16 protein-coding genes are annotated in these 21,437 nt (G+C 69.5%); 2 read left to right on the top strand and 14 right to left on the bottom strand.

The window, feature by feature from the left end:
- Positions 1 to 17 precede the first annotated feature (17 nt).
- The 10 genes from ACFYO1_RS11045 to ACFYO1_RS11000 all read right to left on the bottom strand — a co-directional run bounded on the left by ACFYO1_RS11045 (position 18) and on the right by ACFYO1_RS11000 (position 12,394).
- Positions 18 to 650 (bottom strand): FHA domain-containing protein, encoded by a 633-nt coding sequence (locus tag ACFYO1_RS11045; RefSeq protein WP_387229340.1) that lies wholly within the window; start codon positions 648 to 650, stop codon positions 18 to 20.
- Positions 650 to 1,936, bottom strand: a complete 1,287-nt coding sequence (locus ACFYO1_RS11040) for a VWA domain-containing protein (protein ID WP_387229338.1) — start codon at positions 1,934 to 1,936, stop codon at positions 650 to 652. Before ACFYO1_RS11040 ends, ACFYO1_RS11045 begins: the two co-directional genes overlap by 1 nt.
- Entirely contained in the window at positions 1,933 to 2,979 is a 1,047-nt protein-coding gene (locus ACFYO1_RS11035; RefSeq protein ID WP_387229336.1) for a PP2C family serine/threonine-protein phosphatase, read from the bottom strand. Before ACFYO1_RS11035 ends, ACFYO1_RS11040 begins: the two co-directional genes overlap by 4 nt.
- Positions 2,976 to 5,405 (bottom strand): tetratricopeptide repeat protein, encoded by a 2,430-nt coding sequence (locus tag ACFYO1_RS11030; RefSeq protein WP_387229334.1) that lies wholly within the window; start codon positions 5,403 to 5,405, stop codon positions 2,976 to 2,978. Before ACFYO1_RS11030 ends, ACFYO1_RS11035 begins: the two co-directional genes overlap by 4 nt.
- The gene (locus tag ACFYO1_RS11025) at positions 5,402 to 6,586 is read right to left on the bottom strand and encodes a hypothetical protein (RefSeq protein ID WP_387229332.1); all 1,185 of its coding nucleotides are present in this window, start codon (positions 6,584 to 6,586) and stop codon (positions 5,402 to 5,404) included. Before ACFYO1_RS11025 ends, ACFYO1_RS11030 begins: the two co-directional genes overlap by 4 nt.
- Complete coding sequence (locus ACFYO1_RS11020) at positions 6,583 to 7,554, bottom strand: glutamate ABC transporter substrate-binding protein (protein ID WP_387229330.1); 972 nt, start codon at positions 7,552 to 7,554, stop codon at positions 6,583 to 6,585. The genes ACFYO1_RS11025 and ACFYO1_RS11020 overlap by 4 nt, the downstream gene beginning before the upstream one ends.
- Complete coding sequence (locus ACFYO1_RS11015; protein ID WP_387229328.1) at positions 7,551 to 8,810, bottom strand: hypothetical protein; 1,260 nt, start codon at positions 8,808 to 8,810, stop codon at positions 7,551 to 7,553. The genes ACFYO1_RS11020 and ACFYO1_RS11015 overlap by 4 nt, the downstream gene beginning before the upstream one ends.
- Before the next feature lie 103 nt (positions 8,811 to 8,913).
- Positions 8,914 to 10,332: a DHA2 family efflux MFS transporter permease subunit gene (locus tag ACFYO1_RS11010; protein WP_387229325.1), complete on the bottom strand. Its 1,419-nt coding sequence runs from the start codon at positions 10,330 to 10,332 to the stop codon at positions 8,914 to 8,916.
- A gap of 90 nt (positions 10,333 to 10,422) precedes the next feature.
- Positions 10,423 to 11,454 (bottom strand): AraC family transcriptional regulator ligand-binding domain-containing protein, encoded by a 1,032-nt coding sequence (locus ACFYO1_RS11005; RefSeq protein WP_387229322.1) that lies wholly within the window; start codon positions 11,452 to 11,454, stop codon positions 10,423 to 10,425.
- A gap of 298 nt (positions 11,455 to 11,752) precedes the next feature.
- The gene (locus ACFYO1_RS11000) at positions 11,753 to 12,394 is read right to left on the bottom strand and encodes a hypothetical protein (RefSeq protein WP_387229320.1); all 642 of its coding nucleotides are present in this window, start codon (positions 12,392 to 12,394) and stop codon (positions 11,753 to 11,755) included.
- A gap of 140 nt (positions 12,395 to 12,534) precedes the next feature.
- Here ACFYO1_RS11000 and ACFYO1_RS10995 point away from each other — a divergent pair, with 140 nt between their 5' ends.
- Positions 12,535 to 13,302 (top strand): TetR/AcrR family transcriptional regulator, encoded by a 768-nt coding sequence (locus ACFYO1_RS10995; RefSeq protein WP_387229318.1) that lies wholly within the window; start codon positions 12,535 to 12,537, stop codon positions 13,300 to 13,302.
- A gap of 147 nt (positions 13,303 to 13,449) precedes the next feature.
- Here the strand turns inward: ACFYO1_RS10995 and ACFYO1_RS10990 are convergent, their stop codons facing one another.
- The 3 genes from ACFYO1_RS10990 to ACFYO1_RS10980 form a co-directional block, all read right to left on the bottom strand.
- Positions 13,450 to 14,097, bottom strand: coding sequence for a pentapeptide repeat-containing protein (locus tag ACFYO1_RS10990; protein ID WP_387229316.1), 648 nt, complete (start codon positions 14,095 to 14,097; stop codon positions 13,450 to 13,452).
- A 66-nt stretch (positions 14,098 to 14,163) separates the two neighbouring features.
- Positions 14,164 to 15,414, bottom strand: a complete 1,251-nt coding sequence (locus ACFYO1_RS10985) for an RNA polymerase sigma factor (RefSeq protein ID WP_387229314.1) — start codon at positions 15,412 to 15,414, stop codon at positions 14,164 to 14,166.
- A 1-nt stretch (position 15,415) separates the two neighbouring features.
- The gene (locus ACFYO1_RS10980) at positions 15,416 to 15,826 is read right to left on the bottom strand and encodes a YciI family protein (protein WP_387229312.1); all 411 of its coding nucleotides are present in this window, start codon (positions 15,824 to 15,826) and stop codon (positions 15,416 to 15,418) included.
- A gap of 130 nt (positions 15,827 to 15,956) precedes the next feature.
- Here ACFYO1_RS10980 and ACFYO1_RS10975 point away from each other — a divergent pair, with 130 nt between their 5' ends.
- A complete protein-coding gene (locus tag ACFYO1_RS10975; protein ID WP_387229310.1) occupies positions 15,957 to 17,123 on the top strand; it encodes a serine hydrolase domain-containing protein in 1,167 nt (388 codons plus the stop codon).
- Here the strand turns inward: ACFYO1_RS10975 and ACFYO1_RS10970 are convergent, their stop codons facing one another.
- Positions 17,124 to 20,303, bottom strand: coding sequence for a carboxyl transferase domain-containing protein (locus ACFYO1_RS10970; protein ID WP_387229308.1), 3,180 nt, complete (start codon positions 20,301 to 20,303; stop codon positions 17,124 to 17,126).
- Positions 20,304 to 21,437 lie beyond the last annotated feature (1,134 nt).

The raw sequence follows: 21,437 nt of genomic DNA, 5'->3' as shown, positions 1-21,437 counted from the left end.
ACTGCCGCTCAAGCGGGTTAATCGAGGGTGAAAACGATGGTGGTCCAGCCGCCGAGGTGGATGCGATCGCCGCTGCGCAGCGGGACCGGCACCTTCGCCGGGATCAGCTCGTCGCTGCCGTTGACGCTGGTGCCGTTGGTGGAGCCGAGATCGGTGACGGTGAGCGAGTCGCCGTCGAGGTGGATGGTCGCGTGCATCCGGGACACCCCCACGTCCGCCGGTGCGATACCGAGATCGATATCGGGCGTCAGCCCCTGCGACACACTGCGCTTCCCGATCAGAATATCGCTGCCTTGCAGCGCGATTCGCCGCTCAGGATAGAACGCGGGAAATCCGACCTGGTCGGCATCGGGCCCCTTGCGGGCGATCACCCGGTCATAGAATTCGCGATCCGCGGTAATCGTGGCCACCCAGGTGACCGCCGTGCCGGTCTGCGCGGGCAGCGGATCAGGCACCGCCACCGGACTCGGCAACGCCGAATCATGCCCGCACACTTCACAAAACCGCCCGCCGCTGGGTGCACCGCAGGACGGGCACAGCGCCACCGGTTCCGCGACGGCCGCCGGCGCCTGCTCCCCGATCGGCGCGCCGCACACATCGCAATAGTCGGTCGCGTTCGACTCGTGCCCGTCCGGGCAGGTAACACCCATTACCCCTCCTTCCGCACCCTGGCCGTTTTGGTCGAGCGCGCGTCCAGGGCCATCTCGTCGGCCGCCGCCACGCTGGCCCGCAACCGCACCGTTCCGCTGCGCTCGTCGACCTCGACCACGCCGCGCAGCAGCTTGGCCGTGCTCTCGTTCCCCGATTCCGCCGCCAGTTCCACCGCCCGCCGCAGCTTGGCCGTCGCGGTGTCGGTATCGCCGCTCTTGCGCGCGGCCAATCCCTCCTGCACCACCTGCGCCAACTCCGCCTGGCCGGTGTAATGCGCTACCCGCCTGCTGATTCGGGCCGACAGCTCGGTATCGGTGGTCCACACGGCCTTGACCAGGCCCTGTCCGAGCACCTGGTCCCCGCTCACCACGCTGACCCGCGCGGCGAGCTTCTCCCGCCCCGGCGCGGCCGGTTCCACCTCGACCTGCACGTGGTAGTCGCGGTCCTCCGCGCCCCACGCACCGAGCGGGTACTCCCCCACCTGCGCCGCGGTGTCCACCCGCCGCGCGGTGAGATCCTCGATGGCCGGGGCGACCTGCTTGACGAACCGGACCTTGGCCCCGGCCGGAGTCCAGACCCGCAGCGTCAGTTCCGGAATCGCCTTAGCCATCGAGCCCTGCATCATCGCCGCGAAGTCCTCGGCCAGCTTCGCCGGGTCGGCGACGATGTCGACGGTGCCGTGCAGCGCGGACGCGATGGTGCGCAATTCGTCCACCCGCCAATCGGTTCCGACGCCGCGGCAGTCACAGGTGAACACGCCCTCGGACTGCTTGATCTCCGCGGCGAGCGCGGCGGGCTCCTCGTGTTCGTTCTTGCCGTCGGTGAGCAGAATGGCGTGCACCATGGCGCCGGGATGCTTCTTGGCCAGCTGCCTGGTCAACCCGAGCCAGGTGCCCATCGCGGTGCCGCCGCCGGGCGTCAGTTTGTCGAGCGCGCGCCGGGCGGCCGCGCGCGCCTCCCGATTCACCGCCATGGACGGCACATTCGACGGAAACGCCAGCCGCGCCATCGCGGTGCCCTCGATGATCGCGAACTTGGTGCCGTCGGGCATCACGTCCAGCGCGGCCAGTGCGGCCTGGCGGGCGCCGGGAAACTTGCGGCCGGTGGCCATGGAACCGGAGCAGTCCAGGATGAGGATTTCCAGCCGTTCCTGCGGGGCGGTGGCCACCACCAGATCGGCCGCGGTCTCGACGGTCACCACCGCGTCGACCGTGCCGACGCCGTCGGCCAGATACTCGTTCTGATCGATGGCTACCGAAATGCCATTGTCTGCAATCGAACTCACTGAACTTCTCCCGGCTGTGCGATCCATGGAACGGGGACGAGCGCGACGGTGATGTTGTCGCTGCCGCCACAGCGCAGCGCGAATTCGACCAGTTCACGCGCGGCTACGGCGGGGGCGGTCGCGGTGGCCACCTCGGCGAGCGCGGTCGCGTCGGACAGGTAGTTCCACAGCCCGTCGCTACACAGCAGCAGCACGCCGGGTCCGGTGGTGCGCAGCGTGCGAACGCAGCTGTCGGACCACGGTTTCACCGGTCCGTCCGCGCCGAGCCAGCGGATCAGGGTGTGCGCCCGCGGGTCGTTCATCGCGGCGTGCTCGTCCATCGCGCCGGCGTCGACCAAGGCCTGTGCCCAGGAGTCGTCCACGGTCAGCCGCTGCGACGGCGGGTTGGCCGGCTCGTCGGGTGCGTCGGCGTGCAGCCAATAGGCCCTGCTGTCACCGACATTCGCGACGGTGATCTCGGTGCCGTGCTCGTCGGCCCGCACGACCGCCGACACATAGGTGCACGACGGCGCGTGCCCGTCTGCCACCGCGATATCCCGCACCGCCTGCGCCGCCGCCGCGAGGCCGGCCATCGCCGCCTCCGCCGCGGGCAGTCCGTCCAGCAGCGCGGTGCGGCAGGCGTCGACACCGGTCTTGGCCGCGGTACCGGAGGCCACCTGAGGATCCTCGGAGGACGAAACACCGTCCGCGACAACGATCACCACCGCGTCCGGCCTGCCGCCCGCACCGTCCAGCACCGCGGCGGCGACCGCGTCCTCGTTGCGCGCGTGCGAGATCCCGCGATCGGTGACCACCGCGACCGCGCCGAGGTCGGCGTCGAATCGGTCCGGCGCCCCGCGCAATTGCCCGCAGCCCGAGCAGTATCCGTCGGCGTCGTAGTCCAGTCCCCCGCAGGCCTCACAGGCGGTGGGCGGGCCGGGTTCGTGGTTCGGCAACGCGATTCGCCGGCCGCCCAGCTCCTGTCCGCAGTTCTCGCAGAAGCGATCCTGCGGATGCACCTCGGCGCGGCACCCCGGACAGCTCAGCTCGACCCCGGTGCTCATAACCGGGTCCTGGGCCGGACGGTGTTGGCCTGCTCTACCAATGCGAATCGCTCCCACATGTCGTCGGTTTCCCGGGCCAGATCTCGATAACAACGCTCCAATCCGGTGCGCACCCCGTCCTGATCCAGCTTCGCGCCGAGCAACGGATCGAGCGAGTTGGCCGCGTGCCCTGCCTGTAGCCAGTCCAGCGCGGCGGTCAGTACGCGCAAACGCACCTGCGCGCCACGGCGTTTGGAGTCCAAGCGCAGCCGGGCCGCCCGCTCGCCCGCGTCGCGCACGATCAGTTCGTTGAGTTCGGCGGGCGCGCGCCCGTTCAATTTGGTCTCGATCGCCGCGATTCTCGCCTCGGTGAACAGCGCGGAGCCGGCGTCGACCTGATCGAGCACCCCGATCGCGCCGTCGCGATCACCGGCCGCCGAGCGCAGCCTGGCCAACCCGAACACCGCACTGAGGTACGTGCGATCGGTACGCCAGACCGTCGCGTAATAGCCTGCTGCCCTGCGCTTTTGCTGCGCGGCATCGAATCCGCCCGCATCCGGGTCCGCGGCGCCGGACAGCTCCGCGACCGCGGCCAGCGCGAGTTTCGGCGCACCCTCGCCGGGCAACGCGGCATACACCGCGTCGAATTCGGCGGTCGCCGCCGCGAAATCACCGGCGAGCAAACGGCTTTCGCCGCGATACCAGGCGAGCCGCCAATCTCCGGGCAGCGTCTCGGCGACCCCGGCCAACCGGCGATCGGCCTCCGCCGGATCGCCGGCTTCCAGCGCGGCCCGGATGAGCCGCAGCGGAATCTCGGTCGACGCGCCGCGCCCGGTGACCACCGAACGCAGCCCGGCCTCGAACGCCTGCTCCAACTCCGCCGGGGTGGTGCCGCTCGTGGTGGCGAGCAGCGCCGCCGCGCTGTCGGTCGGATCGACCAGCGGAACCGGCAGAGCGGCAACGATATTCGCCGCGTCCACCGGGCCGTCCACGCCGAATACCGCACGCGGCGGCCCGAAGTAGGTCGACATCCCCGGCCGCGGCACCCCGTCCTCGGTGGACAGGACCTCGCGCAGCACCCCGGTCAGCTGATCGGTCATCTCCTCCATCGAGGCGAACCGCACGTCCGGGTCGTCGTCGGTGGCGCGCAACAGGAATCGGTAGAGCGAGTCGTAGGTGACCAGCAGCGGTTCGGTGTCCGGTCCCGGCAGTTCGGCGAAATGCCCGCCCCGCTGCGGCACGTCCATCAGTAACACGGCCAGGGTGCGCCCGACCGTGTAGACCTCGGTGGCGATGGTCGGCCCGGTCTCGGCGATCTCCGGCGCCTGATAGCCGATCGTGCCGTAGATCGGGCTGTCCTGATCGTCCATCGCGATCACCGCACCGAGATCGATGAGCTTGAGCTGCTCGTCGGTCTGCATCACGTTGTCGGGCTTGAAATCGCAGTAGGCCAGGCCGAGCGAATGCAGGTAGCCGAGCGCGGGCAGCATCTCCAGCACATAGGCGATGGCCTGGGCCGGCGGCAGGAACCCGCCGCCGGAATCACGGTGGGCGCGCAAGATCTGCTTGAGCGAGGTGCCGCCGACGTACTCCATCACGATGTAGCCGACCGCGACCCCGTCCGACCCGGCGTGCTCGACGAAGTTGTGGATCTTGACGATGCTCGGGTGCTCCACCTCGGCAAGGAAGCGCTTCTCCGCCACCGCGGCCAGCATCGCGTCCGCGTCACCCGAGTTGAGCAGGCCCTTCAGCACCACCCAGCGGTCGCTGACGTTGCGGTCGATGGCCAGGTAGATCCAGCCGAGCCCGCCGTGCGCGAGGCAGCCCGCGACCTCGTACTGCCCGGCGACCAGATCGCCCTTGACCAGCTTGGGGGCGAAGGAGAACTTGGTGCCGCAGTTGGCGCAGAACCCCTCGCTGCGGCCGGGCTTTCCGTCCCGGCCCCGCCCGACCGGCTTCTCGCACTTGCCGCAGAACCGCTTGTTCTCCGGCACCTGCGGGTCGGTCATGATCGCGCTGGCCGGATCGACGCGCGGGACCCGGGGCACCTCGACCATGCCCGCGCCTAGGCGTCCGCGCCTGCTCGACCTGGACGAGGATCGGCCGGTGCGCACCGACCGTGAGCTACTCCGGGTGCTGCGGGTGCTGCCCGAGGTCGTCGCGACCGGTTCCGGCGCGGGCGCGGTGCCGCACACCTCGCAGTAGCCGTCGATAATCGTTCCGCCGCAACCGGGTTCGGCGCACTGCCGGTGCGCGGACGCCGCGGTCGTCGCCTCGGTGGTCGCCGCGGCGGTTTCGGCCGTCGCCGCGGCGCCGGGTGCCTTCGCCGCGGGAGCGTGGGGCGTGGTCGACTGAACCGTCGTCGCCTCGGCCGGCGCGGTGCCGCACACCGCGCAGTAACCGTCCTCGATCGTGCCCGCGCAGCCGGGTTCGGTGCATGTCCTCACGGTCGCCTCCCCGATTTCTCCGCGATGAGTTGCTGGTAGTCGGCGACGGCACGGGTGACCGCCGCCAGATCGCACGGCGTGCGCCCGAGCAGCCCCGCGGCGATCTGGTGGGCGGCGAGCAGATCCCGGTCCTCCCCGACGCCGAGCCGCGCGGCCTTGGCCTGGTAGGCGGCCAGCCTGCCGCGCAGTTCACCGCGCCGGTCCAGCAGGCCCTGAGCCAGGTTCTCGGCGGCGGCCGCGGCCGACATCGCGGTGTCGATGCGGCGGCCGAGTTCCAGGAAGGCCGCTGCCGCACCGGGATCGGCCGGGATGGCGTCCAGCTGCGCGCGATAGAGACCGACGTCATCCGGCAGGACCGGTAGTGGACCCGACACGATGGTCTGTTCGACCCGCACCCGAGCCCGCCTGGCCCGCTCCCTTGTCTCTTGCAGCGCGTCCAGGCGTTTGTGTGCATTCCCTACCGCGGCGGGCCAATTCGCGGCTACCGCGGCGAGTTCGGCGATTACGGCCGCCTCGCGGCGCACGGCACCGGACAGTTCGGCGAGGCGGGCGTCGATCTCGGCGGTGGTCAGGGCGAGCGGATCGGTGGCCGAGCGGCGCAGCAGTTCGGCGATGCCGTCGCTGATCGCGCGCAGCTCCGGCGTCGCGGCCCCGGCCTTGTCCAGGGTGTCCTGCAGCGGCGCGAGTCCCGACATCACGCGGGTGTTCACCTTGTCCACCGCGTCCAGGAATTCGGCGATCACCGGGAAGGTCGCCCGCATGCGGTCCAGCGTATCGGCGAGGCCGACGAACAGCACGTGTTCGCTGGGACCGGTCAGCGAACGCTCGGCCAGCGGGATCGGGGTGCGCGACACCTCGTGCGGCCGGCCGCGCAGCAGCTCGGTCAGTTCCGCGCGCTGGCCGTCGTCGAGCCGGCCGCGGGTGCCGCGCACGGCGCTCGCCGAATCCAGGATGGCGCGCATCCGGCCGAAGTCCTCCCACATCAGCGCGAGCGCGTCCCGGACCGGCAGCCAGCGCGCCTCGGTCACCCCGGACGGCGGGAAGCGGCGCACCAGTTCGAGCCCGGGATGTTTGTCGAGTTCCAGCAGGGTAGCCACGATCGAATCGGCTTCGCGTGCGCGACTGGCCAATTCGCGGTCGATCTCGGGGAGCGTGAGTGGTTGCATGCTGATCGAACTCATCCCACGTACCGGGGTTCGGGCGGATCCTGCGCCTGCCCGAGGACACCGAGCTGGGCCGCGGAGATCCGCTTCCAGGTGCCGTCGGCGCGCATCCGCTCGAGTACGCCGTTGACGAAACGGACCAGATCGTCGCTGCCCTTGGGCATGCCGACCGCGTACGCGCCGGTGCCGACGGGCTGGCCGACCACCTCGAAGTTGTGGTCCTGGGCGACCAGGCCGAACAGGATCGGGTCGTCCCCGCTGATCGCGTCCACCTGCCCCTGTTGCAGCGCGACCAGGCAGTCGGTCCAGGTGGTCACGCCGATGACGGTGGGCCGGTTGGGCAGCGCGAACAGCGGCGCCGGGGCGGTGGTGCCGCGGGCCACGCAGACCCGTTTGCCGCCCAGGTCCGCGCCGGATCGGATGCCGGATTCGCGCGGCGCCAGGATGCGTTGCGCCGCACGGTAATACACGGCGGAGAAGTCGACCTCCCGGCGCCGCTCGCAGGTCGCGGAGAAGGTGCGCACGATCATGTCGACCTTCTTGTCCCGCAACGCGGGGATGCGTTCGGCGGCGGTCACCGAGCGCAACTCGATCTTGTCCGGGTCGCCGAACAGCGCGCGGGCGATCTCGTGTGCGATATCGATATCGAAGCCCTGGAGCCGGCCGCTGCCCGGGTCGCGGAAGCCGAACAGGTAGGTGTTCTGGTCGACGCCGACCCGCAGCCGCCCGCGCGCCACGATCGCCGCCATCGATGAACCGGCGGGCATCGCACCGGCACTCGGCAGCGGGCCGGGTCGCAGCGTGGCCTCGGTGTCGCAGGTTCCGCTCGTTTCCGCCTGCGGGGGCGTGGTGATTTCCGCCGCGCCCGCGGGTTGCGGATTCACCGCGTCGAGGGTGTGGGTCGCGGGCAGCTCGCCGGACCCGCACCCCGTCAGCAGAACCGCCGCGCCGACCAGCAGCGTGGCGAACAGCACGCGTGTACTCACAGGAACTCCTTCAGCCGCGGCCACACGCCGGTCACCACGGCGGCCGCGGCCAGCACCAGCAGCGCCAGCGTGCCGAACGGACTCAGGATCAGCGCGTTGCCCGCGGTCTCCAGCCCGCCGCGCAGATCGCGGCGGGCTTGGGCGAGGTTGTCGTTCAGCGAACGGTCCAGCGCCGCGAACTGGGTGGCCGACGAATCCGGCGCCGTGCCGATCGCCTGCGCGAGCGCGGCCGGATAGTTCGCCGACTGGTAGGCCTCGATCTGGGCCTGGTGTCCGGCCGACCACTTCGTGAGCTGCTGTACCGCAACCGAATCCGGGCCGACCACCGCGCCGAGCTGGCCGCGCAGGTCGGTGACGTGCCGGTTGTAGGAGTCCTCACCGGCCGCGATATCGCCGCGGGTGATCAGCTGCAATGTCTCGTCGGTGCGCGCCTGCTGCGCCGAGATCCGCGCCTTCGCCAGGGTTTCGAAGCGAGTGATCGCCCCGGACGGACCGGTGTCCAGGGAATTCGCGGCCAGGCCCGTCGCCGCGATCACCCACAGCAGCGCCAGCGCCGCCGCGCCCGCCGCGGCCAGCACGCCGAGGTTGGCCAGACGGTTGGTGCGCCGCAACAGAATCCATGACCCTACCGCGCAGGTGAGCAGCACCAGGATGATCAGTGTGAGGGTCGGCAGCGGCATTGCCGCGATGGCCCGCTGGTCGTCGCGGACCGCGGCGAACCGGTCGGTGGTGAGTCGTTCGGCGTTGGGCAGCAACGACTTCTGCATCACCTCCGAGGCCGCGCTCAGGTAGGACGAGCCCACCGGGTAGCCCTGCCGGTTGTTCGCCCGCGCGGTTTCCACCAGCCCGGTGTAGGCGGGCAGGTCGGCGGCGATCCTGGCCACGATCTGCCGGGTCTGCTCGTCGGCGGCGCCCGCGGTGGCGTCCGCGAGCGCGACGGCGGCATCGGCCAGCGACTGCTGATACTGCTGGCGCACCGCGGGCGCCTCGCCGCCGACGGCCAGGAAGGCGGTCGCCGCCGCGGCGTCCGCGGCCGAGAGCGCGACGTACAACCGTTGTGCCGCGAACGCGAGCGGCTCGGTGTGGCGCAGCGCGGCATCGCGGCGCGCGCTCTTGCCGCTCATCTGGTTCGCGCCGGTGAAACCGGCGAGCAGGCCCAGCACGACGGAAACGACGACAACGACGGCGATCACCCCCGGCGTCGTTCCGGCGAAGCGTCGCAACCACAGGGTCCCGTTGCGGATGCGAGGTCCCACACCGTCCTCCTAACATCTCCCCGGCCGGTGTATTCGATCGCGATAGTACGGGAGGAGGAAACGGTGTGCCGACCGATTGCCCGGGTAGTGGACAATCACGATTTCAGACGTCGGCGCGAACCAGCTTGGGCGCGGTGCTGATTCGGGCGACGAGCAGGGCGGCGAAGCACAGCCCGGTGATGGTCAGCCAGCCGAGCTGAGCAGGCGGCCGGAAGGCGGCGGCCGAGGTGAGGGCGCCGGGATGGCTGGCGATCAGCGATCCGATGACCGCGACGCCGAGCGACTGACCGATCTGCCGGGACGTGGTTGCCAGGCTGGCCGCGACCCCGGCCTGAGCGGCGGGCAGCCCGGCCACCGCGGTCGCGGTGATCGGTGTGTAGATCAAGCCGATGCCCGCGCCGAACAGCGCGTAACCGATGAGCAGCAGCAGGTTTCCGCCGCCGTCGAAGGTCGCGGTCAAGACCGCCGCCGCGACGGTCGCCAGCACCGCTCCGGCGCTCAGCGCGCTGCGGGCGCCGCGGCGCGCGACGATCCGGCCGGACATCGGCCCGAACACGAACATGGCCACCGCCATCGGCACCAGCGCCAGCCCCGCCGCGAGGGGCGAGTCGTGCCGGATCTCCTGGAGATAGAAGGTGTTCAGGAACAGGAACCCGCCCAGCGCCGCGAACGCCAGGATGGCGATCACGAACGCGCCGGTGAACGGGGCCGACCGGAACACCCGCAGATCGATCAGCGGATGCGGATGCCGCGGCGCGTACCGCAGCAGCACGCCGAGGCAGGCCGCCGACCCGGCGAAGCAGCCCACCGTCACCGGCGCGAGCCAACCGCGGTGCGGCCCTTCGATGATCGCGAACACCAGCAGCCCGAGCACACCGATCACCAGCAGTTGCCCCAGCGGATCGAGCGCGCGCGGCCGCTCGGATCTCGACTGCGGGACGACCAGGAAGGTGAGTGCCAGCGCGACCGCCGCGATCGGCACGTTGATCAAGAACACCGCTTCCCAGCCGATCGCGTGGACCAGGAATCCGCCGATCACCGGGCCGGCCGCCATGCCGATCCCGATCGACCCGCTCCAGATTCCGATCGCCCGGACCCGCTGCCCCGGCTCGGTGAACACCGCCGAAATGATCGCCATCGCAACCGGAGTCAGCATCGAACCGCCGACCGCCTGCACCACCCGGAACCCGATGAGCCAGCCGATCGAGGGCGCGAGACTACAGGCCAGCGAACTCATGGCGAATATGGCAAGACCGAGCTGGAAGACGGTCCGCCTGCCGATCCGATCGGCCAGCGAGCCGGACAGCGTCAGCAGGCAGGCCAGGGTCAGCGTGTAGGCCGCGACCACCCATTGCGCACCGGCCACCGAGCCGTCGAGATCACGACCGATCGCGGGTAGCGCGACGTTGACCGCGGTGGTGTCCACGTTCGCCATCACCACGGCGGCGCAGCAGACCGCCAGCACCGTGGCCTGCCGCATCGTCTTGGGAACACTCGGCGCAACCGGGGCGCTGATCGACATGGCAGCATACTTGCAGCATCCGGCCCGTCTGCCACTGCCAACACACCGTGCGGTCCGCTTCGTTCCACTTGGAACTCCACGTGCACGGGGCTAGTGGACGCCTGCGGCGACGGGCGCGAGCGCGCGACCCCCGTGCAGCCGGAACTCCTGCGGCGGACAGCCTTTCCAGCGGCGGAAGGCCCGGATGAAGGACGCGGCCTCGGCGTAGCCGAGACGGGCGGCGACCTGCTCGGTGGTCAGATCCGTGTGGGCGAGCAGTTGCTCCGACAGCAACTGCCGGACCTCGTCGAGCAGTCCGCGGAACGACGCGTCCTCTTCGTTGAGTCGCCGCGACAGGGTGCGCGGGCTCATGAACAGCTCATTGGCCACCGCGATCTGGTCGGGAATGACGCCGGGGTCACGGACGAGCAGATCGCGGACCGCGCCCGCGACGCCGGCGCGGGTGCGGTGCCGATCCAGCAGATCGCGGCACAGCTGCGCGCACGCACCGCGCGCCCGTTCATTCGTTGCCGGTATCGGCCGGTCGAGCCGGCGACCGTCGAACGACACCGCGTCGGTATCCGCGCCGAAAATCGTTTCGACGCCGTAGATTTCGCGATAGCCGCCGGGGTCGGCGGGCGGCGGACGGCGGAATTCGATTCGGGCGGGCGGAATTCCGGTGTCGAACAGCTCGCCGCCGATTGCGCCGAGCGCGGCGATGATTCGCTCGGCCAGAAATACGCGCAGGTCCGACGGGCATTCGGAATCGTCGAGCCGCAATCGCAGCACACCGCCGGATTCGGTGGCCAGGAACCGGCCGGAAACGAACGCGCGGTCCAGATAGCGCGCCATTACATCGAGCGCGTCCCGTGCCGTGCGGCTGCTCAGCAGCGCGAGCGCCCAGGGGCCGGACAATGGAATTTCGGCTCTGCGCCCCGCTTCCGCCCCGAGCGCCGCCTCGGCGCCGAAGCGGCCGAGCAGATTACGCACGACAAGTAGTTCCTGCCGGGCCGTGCACTCGATATCGGTGGCCGACAGCCCGGTACCGGACAGGCATTCCGTAATGGACATTCCACGCTCTTCCGCGAGCGCGATCAGCACGCGAACACCCGACGTGCTGCGCAGAAATTCCCGGTCGAACATGTACCCGCATTCCTCATCGAATTCGCCGTACCGGACGGCTTGGCGAAATCTATCAATGCGCGGGCGATCTGTGGTGCGAAACGGCGAACTGCTCACGGAATGCGCGGCAGCATTTCGTCCAGCATGGTCACCGCGCGGAACAATGGCGTGTACACGGTGAACGCGTTTGTGCGCCTGGCCATCTCGGATATGCGGAACCCGCAGGCCGGCCCGGTGACCGCCACCTGCACAGTCACGGTCGACCGAGATTCCGGCCGGCAGATCACCGAGATCGGCGGGATGAATCAGGCGCTGCCGGTCACGAAGTCCGGCGTCTCGGCGTGCGCAGCAGGGTGATGCTCACCGCGAGCAGCCAGAGGATGGTCAGGCCGCCGGTCGACGCCGTGGTGCCCCAGCCGTTGGCCGCGTAGAAGTTCGCCGGATCGTTTCCGCAGAACATGGACGGCACGAAGATCAGATGGATGGCGGCCAGGCCGAAGGCCGTCCACATGGTCCAGCGCGGCAACAGCGCGGTGCCCGCGATCGCACAGCCGAAGGCGATCAGGAACAACGCGATCAGCAGCTTCGACAGTGAGCCGTAGAGGATGTATGTGCCGGTCACGGCGATGGTCGGGTCGATCGGATCGGGCGCGGCGATGGTCGCGCCGACCTCGAGGCAGGTGGCGACGCTGGTGACCGTGAGCCACATCAGGCCCGCGGCCGCGCTGATCGAGCCGATCCACGCGTACGCCGGGCCGCGTTCGTTCAGCAGATGCGGGAGCCCGATCATGAACGCCACCAGCAGGACGTTGCCGATGAGCCCGAACATGCTGCGGGTGAGGATGTTCCAATCCGGCGGCGGGCCCGCGTAGACGAAGTACAGCGGTAGCTCGACGAGCATCAGGAGCGTAGCGACCAGTCCTGCCGTGCCGGTGGTTCGTCGGATGATTGTGCCGTCCATGGCCCCTCGCTTTCGCCGATCGATCTCCGCTCGATACGCGGCGACCGAGCCCTTTTCTCTTTAGTGTATCTCTTATACTATAAGGCGGATGCTAATCTTCCCGCCGTTCGAGCACAAGCGCTGAGGAGGCGAACCGGACGATGGTCGACGACACCCCGCCGAGCGAGCTGGTCCGCCTGTGGCGCCTGCCCACCGGTCCGCGGCTCGGCCGTCCCGCTGGGCTCGATGTCGAGCGGGTCGTGCATACCGCCGTGCAATTGGCAGACCGCGACGGGCTGTCCGGGGCTACCTTGCCGAAGATCGCCGAAACCCTGGGCGTCACACCGATGTCGCTCTATCGCCACATCGGCTCGAAGGAAGAACTGCTCGTCCTCATGGGCGACGCCGGCACCGGCCCTCCCCCGAATTTCCCTGCCCCAGCCGAGGATTGGCGTTCAGCGCTGCGCGAGTGGGCCTTCGCCCTCTGGTCCGTGCACCGGCAGCGCCCCTGGTTGACCCAGCTGCCGATCTCCGGCCCGCCGAGCGGACCCAGCACCATCGGCTGGATGGACGCCGGCCTGCGCGCCCTGCGCCCCACCGGCCTCGACGCGGGCGCGAAGGTCGGCATCGTCATGGTGGTGAGCGGTTACGTCCGCCAAGCCGACCTGCTCGCCCAGCAACTCGAACAAGGCAGGCGCACAACCGGTCTCGACGAAACCGAAACCAACCGCAACTACGCCCGGCACATGGCCCGCCTGGTCGACCCGGAGCTCTTTCCGGACGCGTCCGAAATCTTCCACTCCGGCCTCTTCGAATCCGCACCCCCGCCATCGACCCCGGACCCCAGCCACGACGATTTCGAGTTCGGCCTGGAAATCGTCCTCGACGGAGTGGCGGCGACGATCGCCCGGGTCGACTCGGACGACTAGCCCCCGGGCGAGTCCCGCCGAATGCCGACGAGGACGCACGCAGTAGGTCAGCCAGCGGGGATCAGTTGTCCTTCTATTCGTCCCCGCCGCTTGTGGATACGTCTTCGTCACCGCTACTGGAACGGATGGGTCGAGATCTCGACCGTATCAGGAGTTCTTGACCAAAAGGCCGAGGTGGCGGGCGAAAGCGGGAGCGAGTTCCATCAGCTGGCCGTTGTCGATGGTGGCGCCGCGCAGGGAGTCCAGGCCCTCGGTGATGTCGAGGGCTCGGGCGCCGCGGAGGTCGACCTTGGTGAGTTTCACCCGGTTCAGGATCATGCTCTCCAGGGTCGAGCCGGGGAAGGTGACGTCGGTGAGGGTGGCGTCGCCGAAATCGCAGTCGCGCAGGACACATTCGACGAATGTGACGTCACGCAGGTGGGCGGTGCGGAAGTTGACCGAATCGAACTTGCAGCCCTCGAAGCGCACGCGGCGCAGGCGGGAGCCCGCCAGGTCGACGCCGGACATGGCGCCGGCGATGACCTCGCCGTCCTGCCAGCCGGTGTCGGCGAGCTCGGTGCCGATCCAGCGGACGTTGCGCAGCCAGACGTCGACGAACCTGGTGTGCCGCAGGCTGCCGCGATGGAACGCCAGCGAGGTCAGCGCGGACTCGTTGAAGCGGGCGTTCTGCAGCTCGATGTCGTCGAGTTCGGCGCCGTCGAGGTGCACGCAGTCGTAGTCGCCTTCCGGCTCGAGCTCGCCCTCCCAGGCCGCGAGGTGGCGCGCGTAGGGCAGGTCTTCGAGCTCGCGGGGCATTCCGGTCCTCCTGGTAACGGTTCGTGCGGCGACAGCGGTCGAGTATTCCGGGCGGTACCGACAGGTTCAGCCCGAGGTCTCCCCCGGCAGGCGGGCGGCGCGGGCATGCAGGTAGCGCCGCTGGGGGATGCTCAGGGTGTGTTGCGCGGCAAGCAGATACGCGGCGCGCGCGGCCGCGGTGTCGCCGGTGGTTTCCAGCAGGTGGGCGCGCACGGCGTGCAGACGGTGGTCGTCGGCGAGGCGGCCGTCGGCTTCCAGATCGTCCACGAGTTTCATCGCCGCGTGTGGTCCGCGGGCCATCGATACCGCGACGGCGTGGTTGAGCGCGATCATGGGATTGTCGACCAGGGCGAGTAGGCGCTCGTAGAGCAGCATGATCTGCGGCCAGTCGGTGTCCGGGTAGCTCGGCGCCTCATCGTGCAACGCGGCGATCGCGGCCTGGAGCTGGTACGGGCCGGGGACACCGCGCGGCAGCGACGCGGTGATCAGCGCGATGCCCTCGGCGATGAAGGCGGCGTTCCACCGCCGGCGATCCTGGTCTTCCATCGGGATGAGTTCGCCGCCCGGTCCGGTGCGCGCCTCCCGGCGGGCGTCGGTGAGCAGCAGCAGCGCGAGCAGCCCCGCCACCTCAGTGTCGCCGGGCAGCAACCGGTGCAGCAGGCGGGTGAGCCGGATTGCCTCCGTGGACAATTCGACGCGGTGCAGGCTCGCACCGGAGGTGGCGGCGTACCCCTCGGTGAAGATGAGGTAGAGCACGTGCAGCACCGCGGCGAGGCGGGCGTCGCGCTCGCCAAGGGCCGGCGGAGCGAACGGGACGCCACTGTGTTTGATCGTCTGCTTGGCCCGGCTGATGCGCTTGGTCATGGTCGGTTCGGGGACCAGGAAGGCGCGGGCGATCTCGGCCGTGGTCAGGCCGCCGACCGCGCGCAGGGTGAGCGCGACCTCCGACGGCGGCGACAGCGCCGGGTGGCAGCACAGGAACAGCAGGATCACCGTGTCGTCGGAGTCTGTCGGTTGCCGGTCGGCGGGCGGGGTCAGCCAGTCCTGCGGCAGCACCCATCGGGCGGCGGTCTCCTCGCGCTGTTTGCGGGCCTGCTCGCTGCGCAGCAGATCGGTCAGCCGACGGGACGCGACGGTGATCAGCCAGGCCCGTGGGTTGTCGGGGATGCCCTGGCCGGGCCACTGTGTCGCCGCGGCGAGCAGCGCCTCCTGCACCGCGTCCTCGGCCGTGTCGAAGTGGCCGTAGCGGCGGACCAGCGCGGCGAGGACCTGCGGCGCCGAGACGCGCAGCAGGTCCGCCACTTGATGATTCGGCATCTCAGCCGAACTCGGGCGCCGCCTCGGCGACCGGCCGTACATCGGCATAGGCCGTGTCCGCGACATGTGCGGGCGCCGGGCATTTGCCGAGCTGGGCCGCGATCTCGGTGGCGCGGTCGAAGCTCTCGCATTCGACGATCCAGTAGCCGGCCAGCACCTCCTGGGTCTCCGCGTACGGTCCGTCGGTGACGAACGCGCCGCCCTTGCCGCCGATCCGCCGGGTGTGCACGGGTTCGGCCAGGCCGCGGGTTTCGACCAGTTCGCCGGATTCCTCCAGGCTGTTGTTGAAATCGGTCATGAATTGGACCATGGCCGCGACCTCCTCGGCGGTCCACGCGGGTTTGCCGGTGTCCTTGCCGGACAGGCCGTCGTAGTCCTGCTGCGAGCCGTAGCTCAGGATCATGTATTTCATCGCAACTCCTCCGGGTCGGCGGCACCCTCGGTGGTGCCGCTCATCAGGAACGTCGGCGCTGCCGACCATTCTCGGACATCCGGGAAAAGTTCGATGCGGCGGCGGCTGGGCGCATGACATGCTGGGGCTCATGACGATCGACGGAACGGTTGCCCCCGGTTACGAGGCGGTGCGGGACGCATTTGCCGCGAACTTCGCTGATCAGGGCGATATCGGGGCGGCCGTGTGTGTATATCGGGACGGGCGGCCGGTGGTCGATCTGTGGGGTGGACTCGCCGATCCCGATGCCGGGCGGCCGTGGGAGCGCGACACGCTTGCGCTGGTCTACTCGGCGACCAAAGGGGTGGTCACGGCGGCGGCGCATCTGCTGGTTCAGCGCGGTCTGCTCGACTTGGACGCGCCGGTCGCCCGGTATTGGCCGGAATTCGCGGCCGCGAGCAAGGGTGAGATTCCGGTGCGCTGGTTGCTGACGCATCAGGCGGGACTCGCGGCGATCGACAAGCCGGTGCCGTTGGACGACGCGCTGGCGTGGACGCCGATGGTCGACGCGCTCGCCGCGCAGACGCCGAACTGGACGCCCGGCACCGATCACGGTTATCACGGGCGCACCTTCGGCTGGTTGATCGGCGAGGTGATCCGCCGCAGCACCGGGCGGACGGCCGGGCAGTTCCTGGCCGAGGAGATCGCGGGGCCGTACGGCATCGACTTCTTCATCGGTTTGCCTGCGGCGCAACGGGATCGGGTCAGCCGGTTAGTGTTCGCGCCGAAGCCGGATCTGGATTCGGTGCCGGATGAGCTGATCCCGGAACAGCTGCGGCCGATGGTCGCGGCGATGCGCGATCCGGAGTCGCTGGCGAACCGGGCCTTTCAGATCACCGATCCACCGGACATCGACTTCAACTCGCCCGCGGTGCAGGCCGCGGAGATACCGGCGAGCAACGGTATCGGCACCGCGCGCGGGCTGGCCCGGTTGTATGCGTCGCTGGTCGGCGAGGTCGACGGCAAGCGGCTGCTCACCCCCGCGACCCTCGCCGCCGCCATCCGTGAACAGACCAGCGGCCTCGACCGGGTCATCATGCTGCCGGATCGCTATGCCACCGGATTCATGCTGCCCATCGCCGATCTCACCCTCGGCGGCCCGAATACCTTCGGGCATCCCGGTCGTGGCGGTTCACTCGGCTACGCCGATCCCGAACGCAACCTCGCCTTCGCGTACATCACCAATTACATCGTCGAGGGCGCGGTGGACCTGCGCGCCCGAAACCTGGTGGACGCCTTGGAAACCGCGCTTCGGTAGTCAGCGGAGGGTGCGGATCCAGCGGCGGGTGTCGGCCGGGTCGATGACGTCGTCCAGTTCCAGCAGGGTGGCGGCGGTCAGGGCTTTGCCGGTGGTGTAGGCGAGGGCGACCATGTTGTCGAAGGCCTCCTGTCGTTCGACGGGGTCTTCGATGGCGGCGAGTTCCTTCGCGAAGCCAAGGCGGACAGCGCCTTCCAGGCCCATGCCGCCGATTTCGCCGGTGGGCCAGGCGATGACGAAACGGGGCGCGCGGAAGGAGCCTGCGGCCATGGCCTGGGCGCCGAGGCCGTAGCCCTTGCGCAGGATGACGGTGCCCCAGGGGACCGACAGCGCGGCCGCGTCGATGAAGAGGCGGCTGAACTTCGTTACCGTGGCGTCCTTTTCGGCGTCCGGGCCGACCATGAAACCCGGTGTGTCGCAGAGCGATACGATCGGCAGCCGGTGGACTCCGCACAGGCGCAGGAAGCTGCTGAGCTTGTCCGCGGCGGGCGCATCGATGGCGCCGCCGAGGTGGTGGCAGTTGTTGGCGATGAGGCCGTAGGTGTGTCCCTCGACGCGGATCAGGGCGGTGACGATGCCGACGGCCCAGTCGGGGCGCAGTTCGAGAACGGAATCGACGTCGGCTACGGCTTCGATCGCGGCGTGGATGTCGAAGGCGTGCAGCCGGTTCTCCGGGATCACGTGGCGGGCCAGGCGCGGGTCGGGCGCGGTCCAGTCATCCACTGGGCCTTGGAAATAGGCGAGGTAGCGCTTGGCGATGCGGACAGCCTCGGCCTCGTCGGCGGCGACGATGTGCACGACGCCGTTACGACGCTGGACCTCGATCGGGCCGATGTCCTCGGGAGCGTAGACGCCGAGCCCGCCGCCCTCGATCATGGCGGGGCCACCCATGCCGATGTTCGCGTCGGGCGTCGCGATCACCACGTCGCACATGCCGAGCAGGGCCGCGTTGCCCGCGAAGCAGCGGCCGGACACGATGCCGATCAACGGGACTCGGCCGGACAGCGCGCCCATCGTGTGGAAGGTGGTGAAGTCGAGGCCGGAAATGCCGCCGGTGTCGGTATCGCCGGGACGGCCGCCGCCGCCTTCGGTGAAAAAGATCACCGGAAGCTGCTGGGCGGCAGCCATTTCCAGCATGCGGTCGGTCTTGGCGTGACCGCGGTAACCCTGGGTGCCCGCCATCACGGTGTAGTCGTAGGAGAGCACCACCACCCGGGTGTGATCGGGGCCGAAGCGGTCGGCGTTGACGGTGGCGACGCCGCCGATCAGGCCGTCGGCGGGGGTGTTCGCGATCAGGTCTTCGGGACTGCGGCGGAGCCGCTGAGCGGCGACGGCGAGGGCTCCGTATTCGACGAAGCTGTCGTCGTCGACGAGGTCGGTGATGTTCTCGCGGGCGGTGCGCCGGCCCAGTCGGTGACGTTTGGCGACGGCGGCCGGGCGGGCCTCGTCCAGGCCCACGCGATGGCGGTCCCGCACCTCGGCCAGGTCCGGGCGGACGGCGTCGAGGTCGACGGCCGCGATGTCGGCGACCGTTCCGTCGTGGTCCGCCTCGGTCCAAACCAGCAGGGGCGCATGCGGATCCACCGTTGCGCCGGGTGCCGCGACGTGCCGCCGGACGAGCAGCGATCGTTCGGCGCGCAGTACGTGCTGCATCTTCATGGCCTCCAGGACCGCGACCTCGGCACCGGCCGCGACGACGGTGCCGGGTTCGACGAGACTGACCACGGTGCCGCCCATCGGTGAGCGAAGGGTCTGTTCATCGTCTTGCAGGTCCACGGATTCCGGGACCGCCGCGGCGGCCGGTTCGAGATGCGGTGCGGGCGCGTAATCGATTGCCCGGGTGAGGAGTTCGGGCAGATTCTGTTCGAACCACTCGGTCGAGACCGCGGTCCGGGCGGACAGCTCGTCCACTGCCGCGCGCAGTAGCGCCGCGTTCGTATCGATGCCGACGACCACGGTTTCGGCCAATGCGTCCGAACAGCGGCGCAGTGCGGCGGAATACGATGGAGCGCGGGCGATCACCTTGGCCAGCAGTGAATCGAACTGTGCCCCCTGCCGCATACCGGTGTAGGCGGCGGTATCGACGCGCACGCCGACGCCGGTCGGCGCGGAGAACTGTGCCACGGCACCGGTGCTGGGCAGCACATCGCCACCCGCGGTGACGATTTCGGCATTCACCCGGGCCTGCACGGCATAGCCGCGCGGTGGTCCGGCCGGCAGCTCGAGCTCGGCGAGAGTGCGGCCTCGGGCCAGATCCAGTTGGATCGCTACGAGATCCACGCCCGTCACCTCCTCGGTCACGGTGTGCTCGACCTGGAGACGCGGGTTCACCTCGAGGAACCAGGCCTCGTCACCGCGCACCAGGAATTCGACGGTGATCACGCCGCGGCAACCCACCGATTCCGCCAGGCGCACCGCGTCGTCGTGCAGCCGTTCCCGAAGCGCCGCAACCAGATCGGGCGCCGGCGCCACCTCGATCAGCTTCTGATGCCGCCGCTGCACGCTGCAATCCCGGTCGCCGAGCGCGAGGGCGCGTTCCCCGTCCGCCACCACCTGCACCTCGATATGCCGGGCATCCGCGACCAGCGCTTCCGCGTACACCGTGTCATCCCCGAACCCTGCCAATGCCTCCGCCCGGCACCGCTCATACGCCTCCCCCAGCGATACCGCGTCCCGCACCTCCCGCATCCCACGCCCGCCACCCCCGGCCGCCGCCTTCACCATCACCCCATCCGGGTGCGCGGCAAGCAAATCCGCGATCTCGGCAACCCCCGCACCACTCGACGTAGCCGCCAGCACCCGCACCCCCGCCCGCTCCGCCGCTCCCCGCGCGGCGATCTTGTCCCCGAAGGTCCGCAACACGTCCGGCGCCGGTCCCACGAAGACGAGTTCGGCCGCCGCACAAGCAGCGGCAAGCTCCGCACTCTCACTGAGAAACCCATACCCCGGATGCACCAACGCCCCGGCCCCCGCCTTCCGCGCGGCCCCCACCACGGCCGTGACATCCAGATACGCCGCCGCCCCCACCCCCGAAAGCTGCACCGCGTCATCCGCCAACCGAACATGCAACGCATCCCGCTCCTCAGCGGAAAACACAGCCACCGACCCCCACCCCCGCTCCCGAGCCGCCCGCAAAACCCGAACCGCCACCTCACCCCGATTAACCACCACCACGCGCATCCCGCCAGTCTCCCCCATCCCACCCCCACCGGACCGAGACAAACCACCCAAAACCCTCCACCCCGCCCCGAATCCGCCCGAACCAACCGAGACACAGGCCAACCCGCTTCGCAAAACCCCTCCACCCCGCACCCGCCTGAACCCCCACCCAGGCAAATCCCGAGAGCCCTCCACCACGTCCCGCTCGACCATGCATGCGACACAAAACGGGACCTACCCGAGGCAAATCGCGAGAACCACCTCCACCACGTCCCGTTCGGCACACGAGCTAACACCAGGTGGGACCTCACCGAGGCGAAGCGCAAGAGGACGCCCGACCAAGTCACGAACGGAACGCAGCCAGACACCGAACGGGACCTCACTGAGGCGAAGTGCGAGTAGGGCCTCCGCCAAGTCCCGCTCGCGAAGGTATGCGGCATCGAATGGGACATGACTGGGGCGAATCCCGCGATAGCGCTCGGCCAGACCACGCTCGCGGAGACGTGCAGGATCGAATGGGACCTCACCGAGGCGAAACGCGAGAGGACCCCCGACCATGTCCCGAACGGAACCCAGCCGGACACCGAACGGGACCTGCCTGAAGCGAAATGCGAGAAAGACCACCGCCAAGTCCCACTCACGAAGGTATGCCGAATCGAATGGGACCTCACCGAAGCAAATCGCAGAAGGACCCCCGACCATGTCCCGAACGGAACGCAGCCAGACACCGAACGGGACGCGCCTGAGGCGAAGAGCGACAAGGCCCCCGCCAAGTCCCGCTCACGAAGGCATGCCGAATCGAATGAGACCTCACCGAGGCGGAGCGCAAGAGGACGCCCGACTATGTCCCGAACGGAACGCGGCCGGACGCCGAACGGGACCTGCCTGAGGCGAAGCGCGAGAAAGGCCTCCGCCAAGTCCCGCTCACGAAGGTATATGGAATCGAATGGGACATGACTGAGGCGAATCGCGCGACAGCGCACTGCCAGACCACGCTCGCGGAGACATGCAGGATCGAATGGGACCCCACCGAAGCGAATCGCAGAAGGACCCCCGACCATGTCCCGAACGGAACGCGGCCGGACGCCGAACGGGACCTGCCTGAGGCGAAGCGCGAGAAAGGCCTCCGCCAAGTCCCGCTCACGAAGGTATATG

The sequence above is a fragment of the Nocardia sp. NPDC006044 genome (assembly GCF_042871115.1).
Classification (GTDB): domain Bacteria; phylum Actinomycetota; class Actinomycetes; order Mycobacteriales; family Mycobacteriaceae; genus Nocardia.
This window is presented reverse-complemented; position numbering and strand designations above follow the sequence as displayed.

Excerpts from the sequence above, each read along its gene's own strand:
- ACFYO1_RS10985 (WP_387229314.1), bottom strand. The coding sequence starts at position 15,414 with ATGCCGAATCATCAAGTGGCGGACCTGCTGCGCGTCTCGGCGCCGCAG.
- ACFYO1_RS11045 (WP_387229340.1), bottom strand. The coding sequence starts at position 650 with ATGGGTGTTACCTGCCCGGACGGGCACGAGTCGAACGCGACCGACTAT.
- ACFYO1_RS11000 (WP_387229320.1), bottom strand. The coding sequence starts at position 12,394 with ATGGACGGCACAATCATCCGACGAACCACCGGCACGGCAGGACTGGTC.
- ACFYO1_RS11025 (WP_387229332.1), bottom strand. The coding sequence starts at position 6,586 with ATGAGTTCGATCAGCATGCAACCACTCACGCTCCCCGAGATCGACCGC.
- ACFYO1_RS11035 (WP_387229336.1), bottom strand. The coding sequence starts at position 2,979 with ATGAGCACCGGGGTCGAGCTGAGCTGTCCGGGGTGCCGCGCCGAGGTG.
- ACFYO1_RS11010 (WP_387229325.1), bottom strand. The coding sequence starts at position 10,332 with ATGTCGATCAGCGCCCCGGTTGCGCCGAGTGTTCCCAAGACGATGCGG.
- ACFYO1_RS10995 (WP_387229318.1), top strand. The coding sequence starts at position 12,535 with ATGGTCGACGACACCCCGCCGAGCGAGCTGGTCCGCCTGTGGCGCCTG.
- ACFYO1_RS10980 (WP_387229312.1), bottom strand. The coding sequence starts at position 15,826 with ATGAAATACATGATCCTGAGCTACGGCTCGCAGCAGGACTACGACGGC.
- ACFYO1_RS10970 (WP_387229308.1), bottom strand. The coding sequence starts at position 20,303 with ATGCGCGTGGTGGTGGTTAATCGGGGTGAGGTGGCGGTTCGGGTTTTG.
- ACFYO1_RS11005 (WP_387229322.1), bottom strand. The coding sequence starts at position 11,454 with ATGTTCGACCGGGAATTTCTGCGCAGCACGTCGGGTGTTCGCGTGCTG.
- ACFYO1_RS10975 (WP_387229310.1), top strand. The coding sequence starts at position 15,957 with ATGACGATCGACGGAACGGTTGCCCCCGGTTACGAGGCGGTGCGGGAC.
- ACFYO1_RS10990 (WP_387229316.1), bottom strand. The coding sequence starts at position 14,097 with ATGCCCCGCGAGCTCGAAGACCTGCCCTACGCGCGCCACCTCGCGGCC.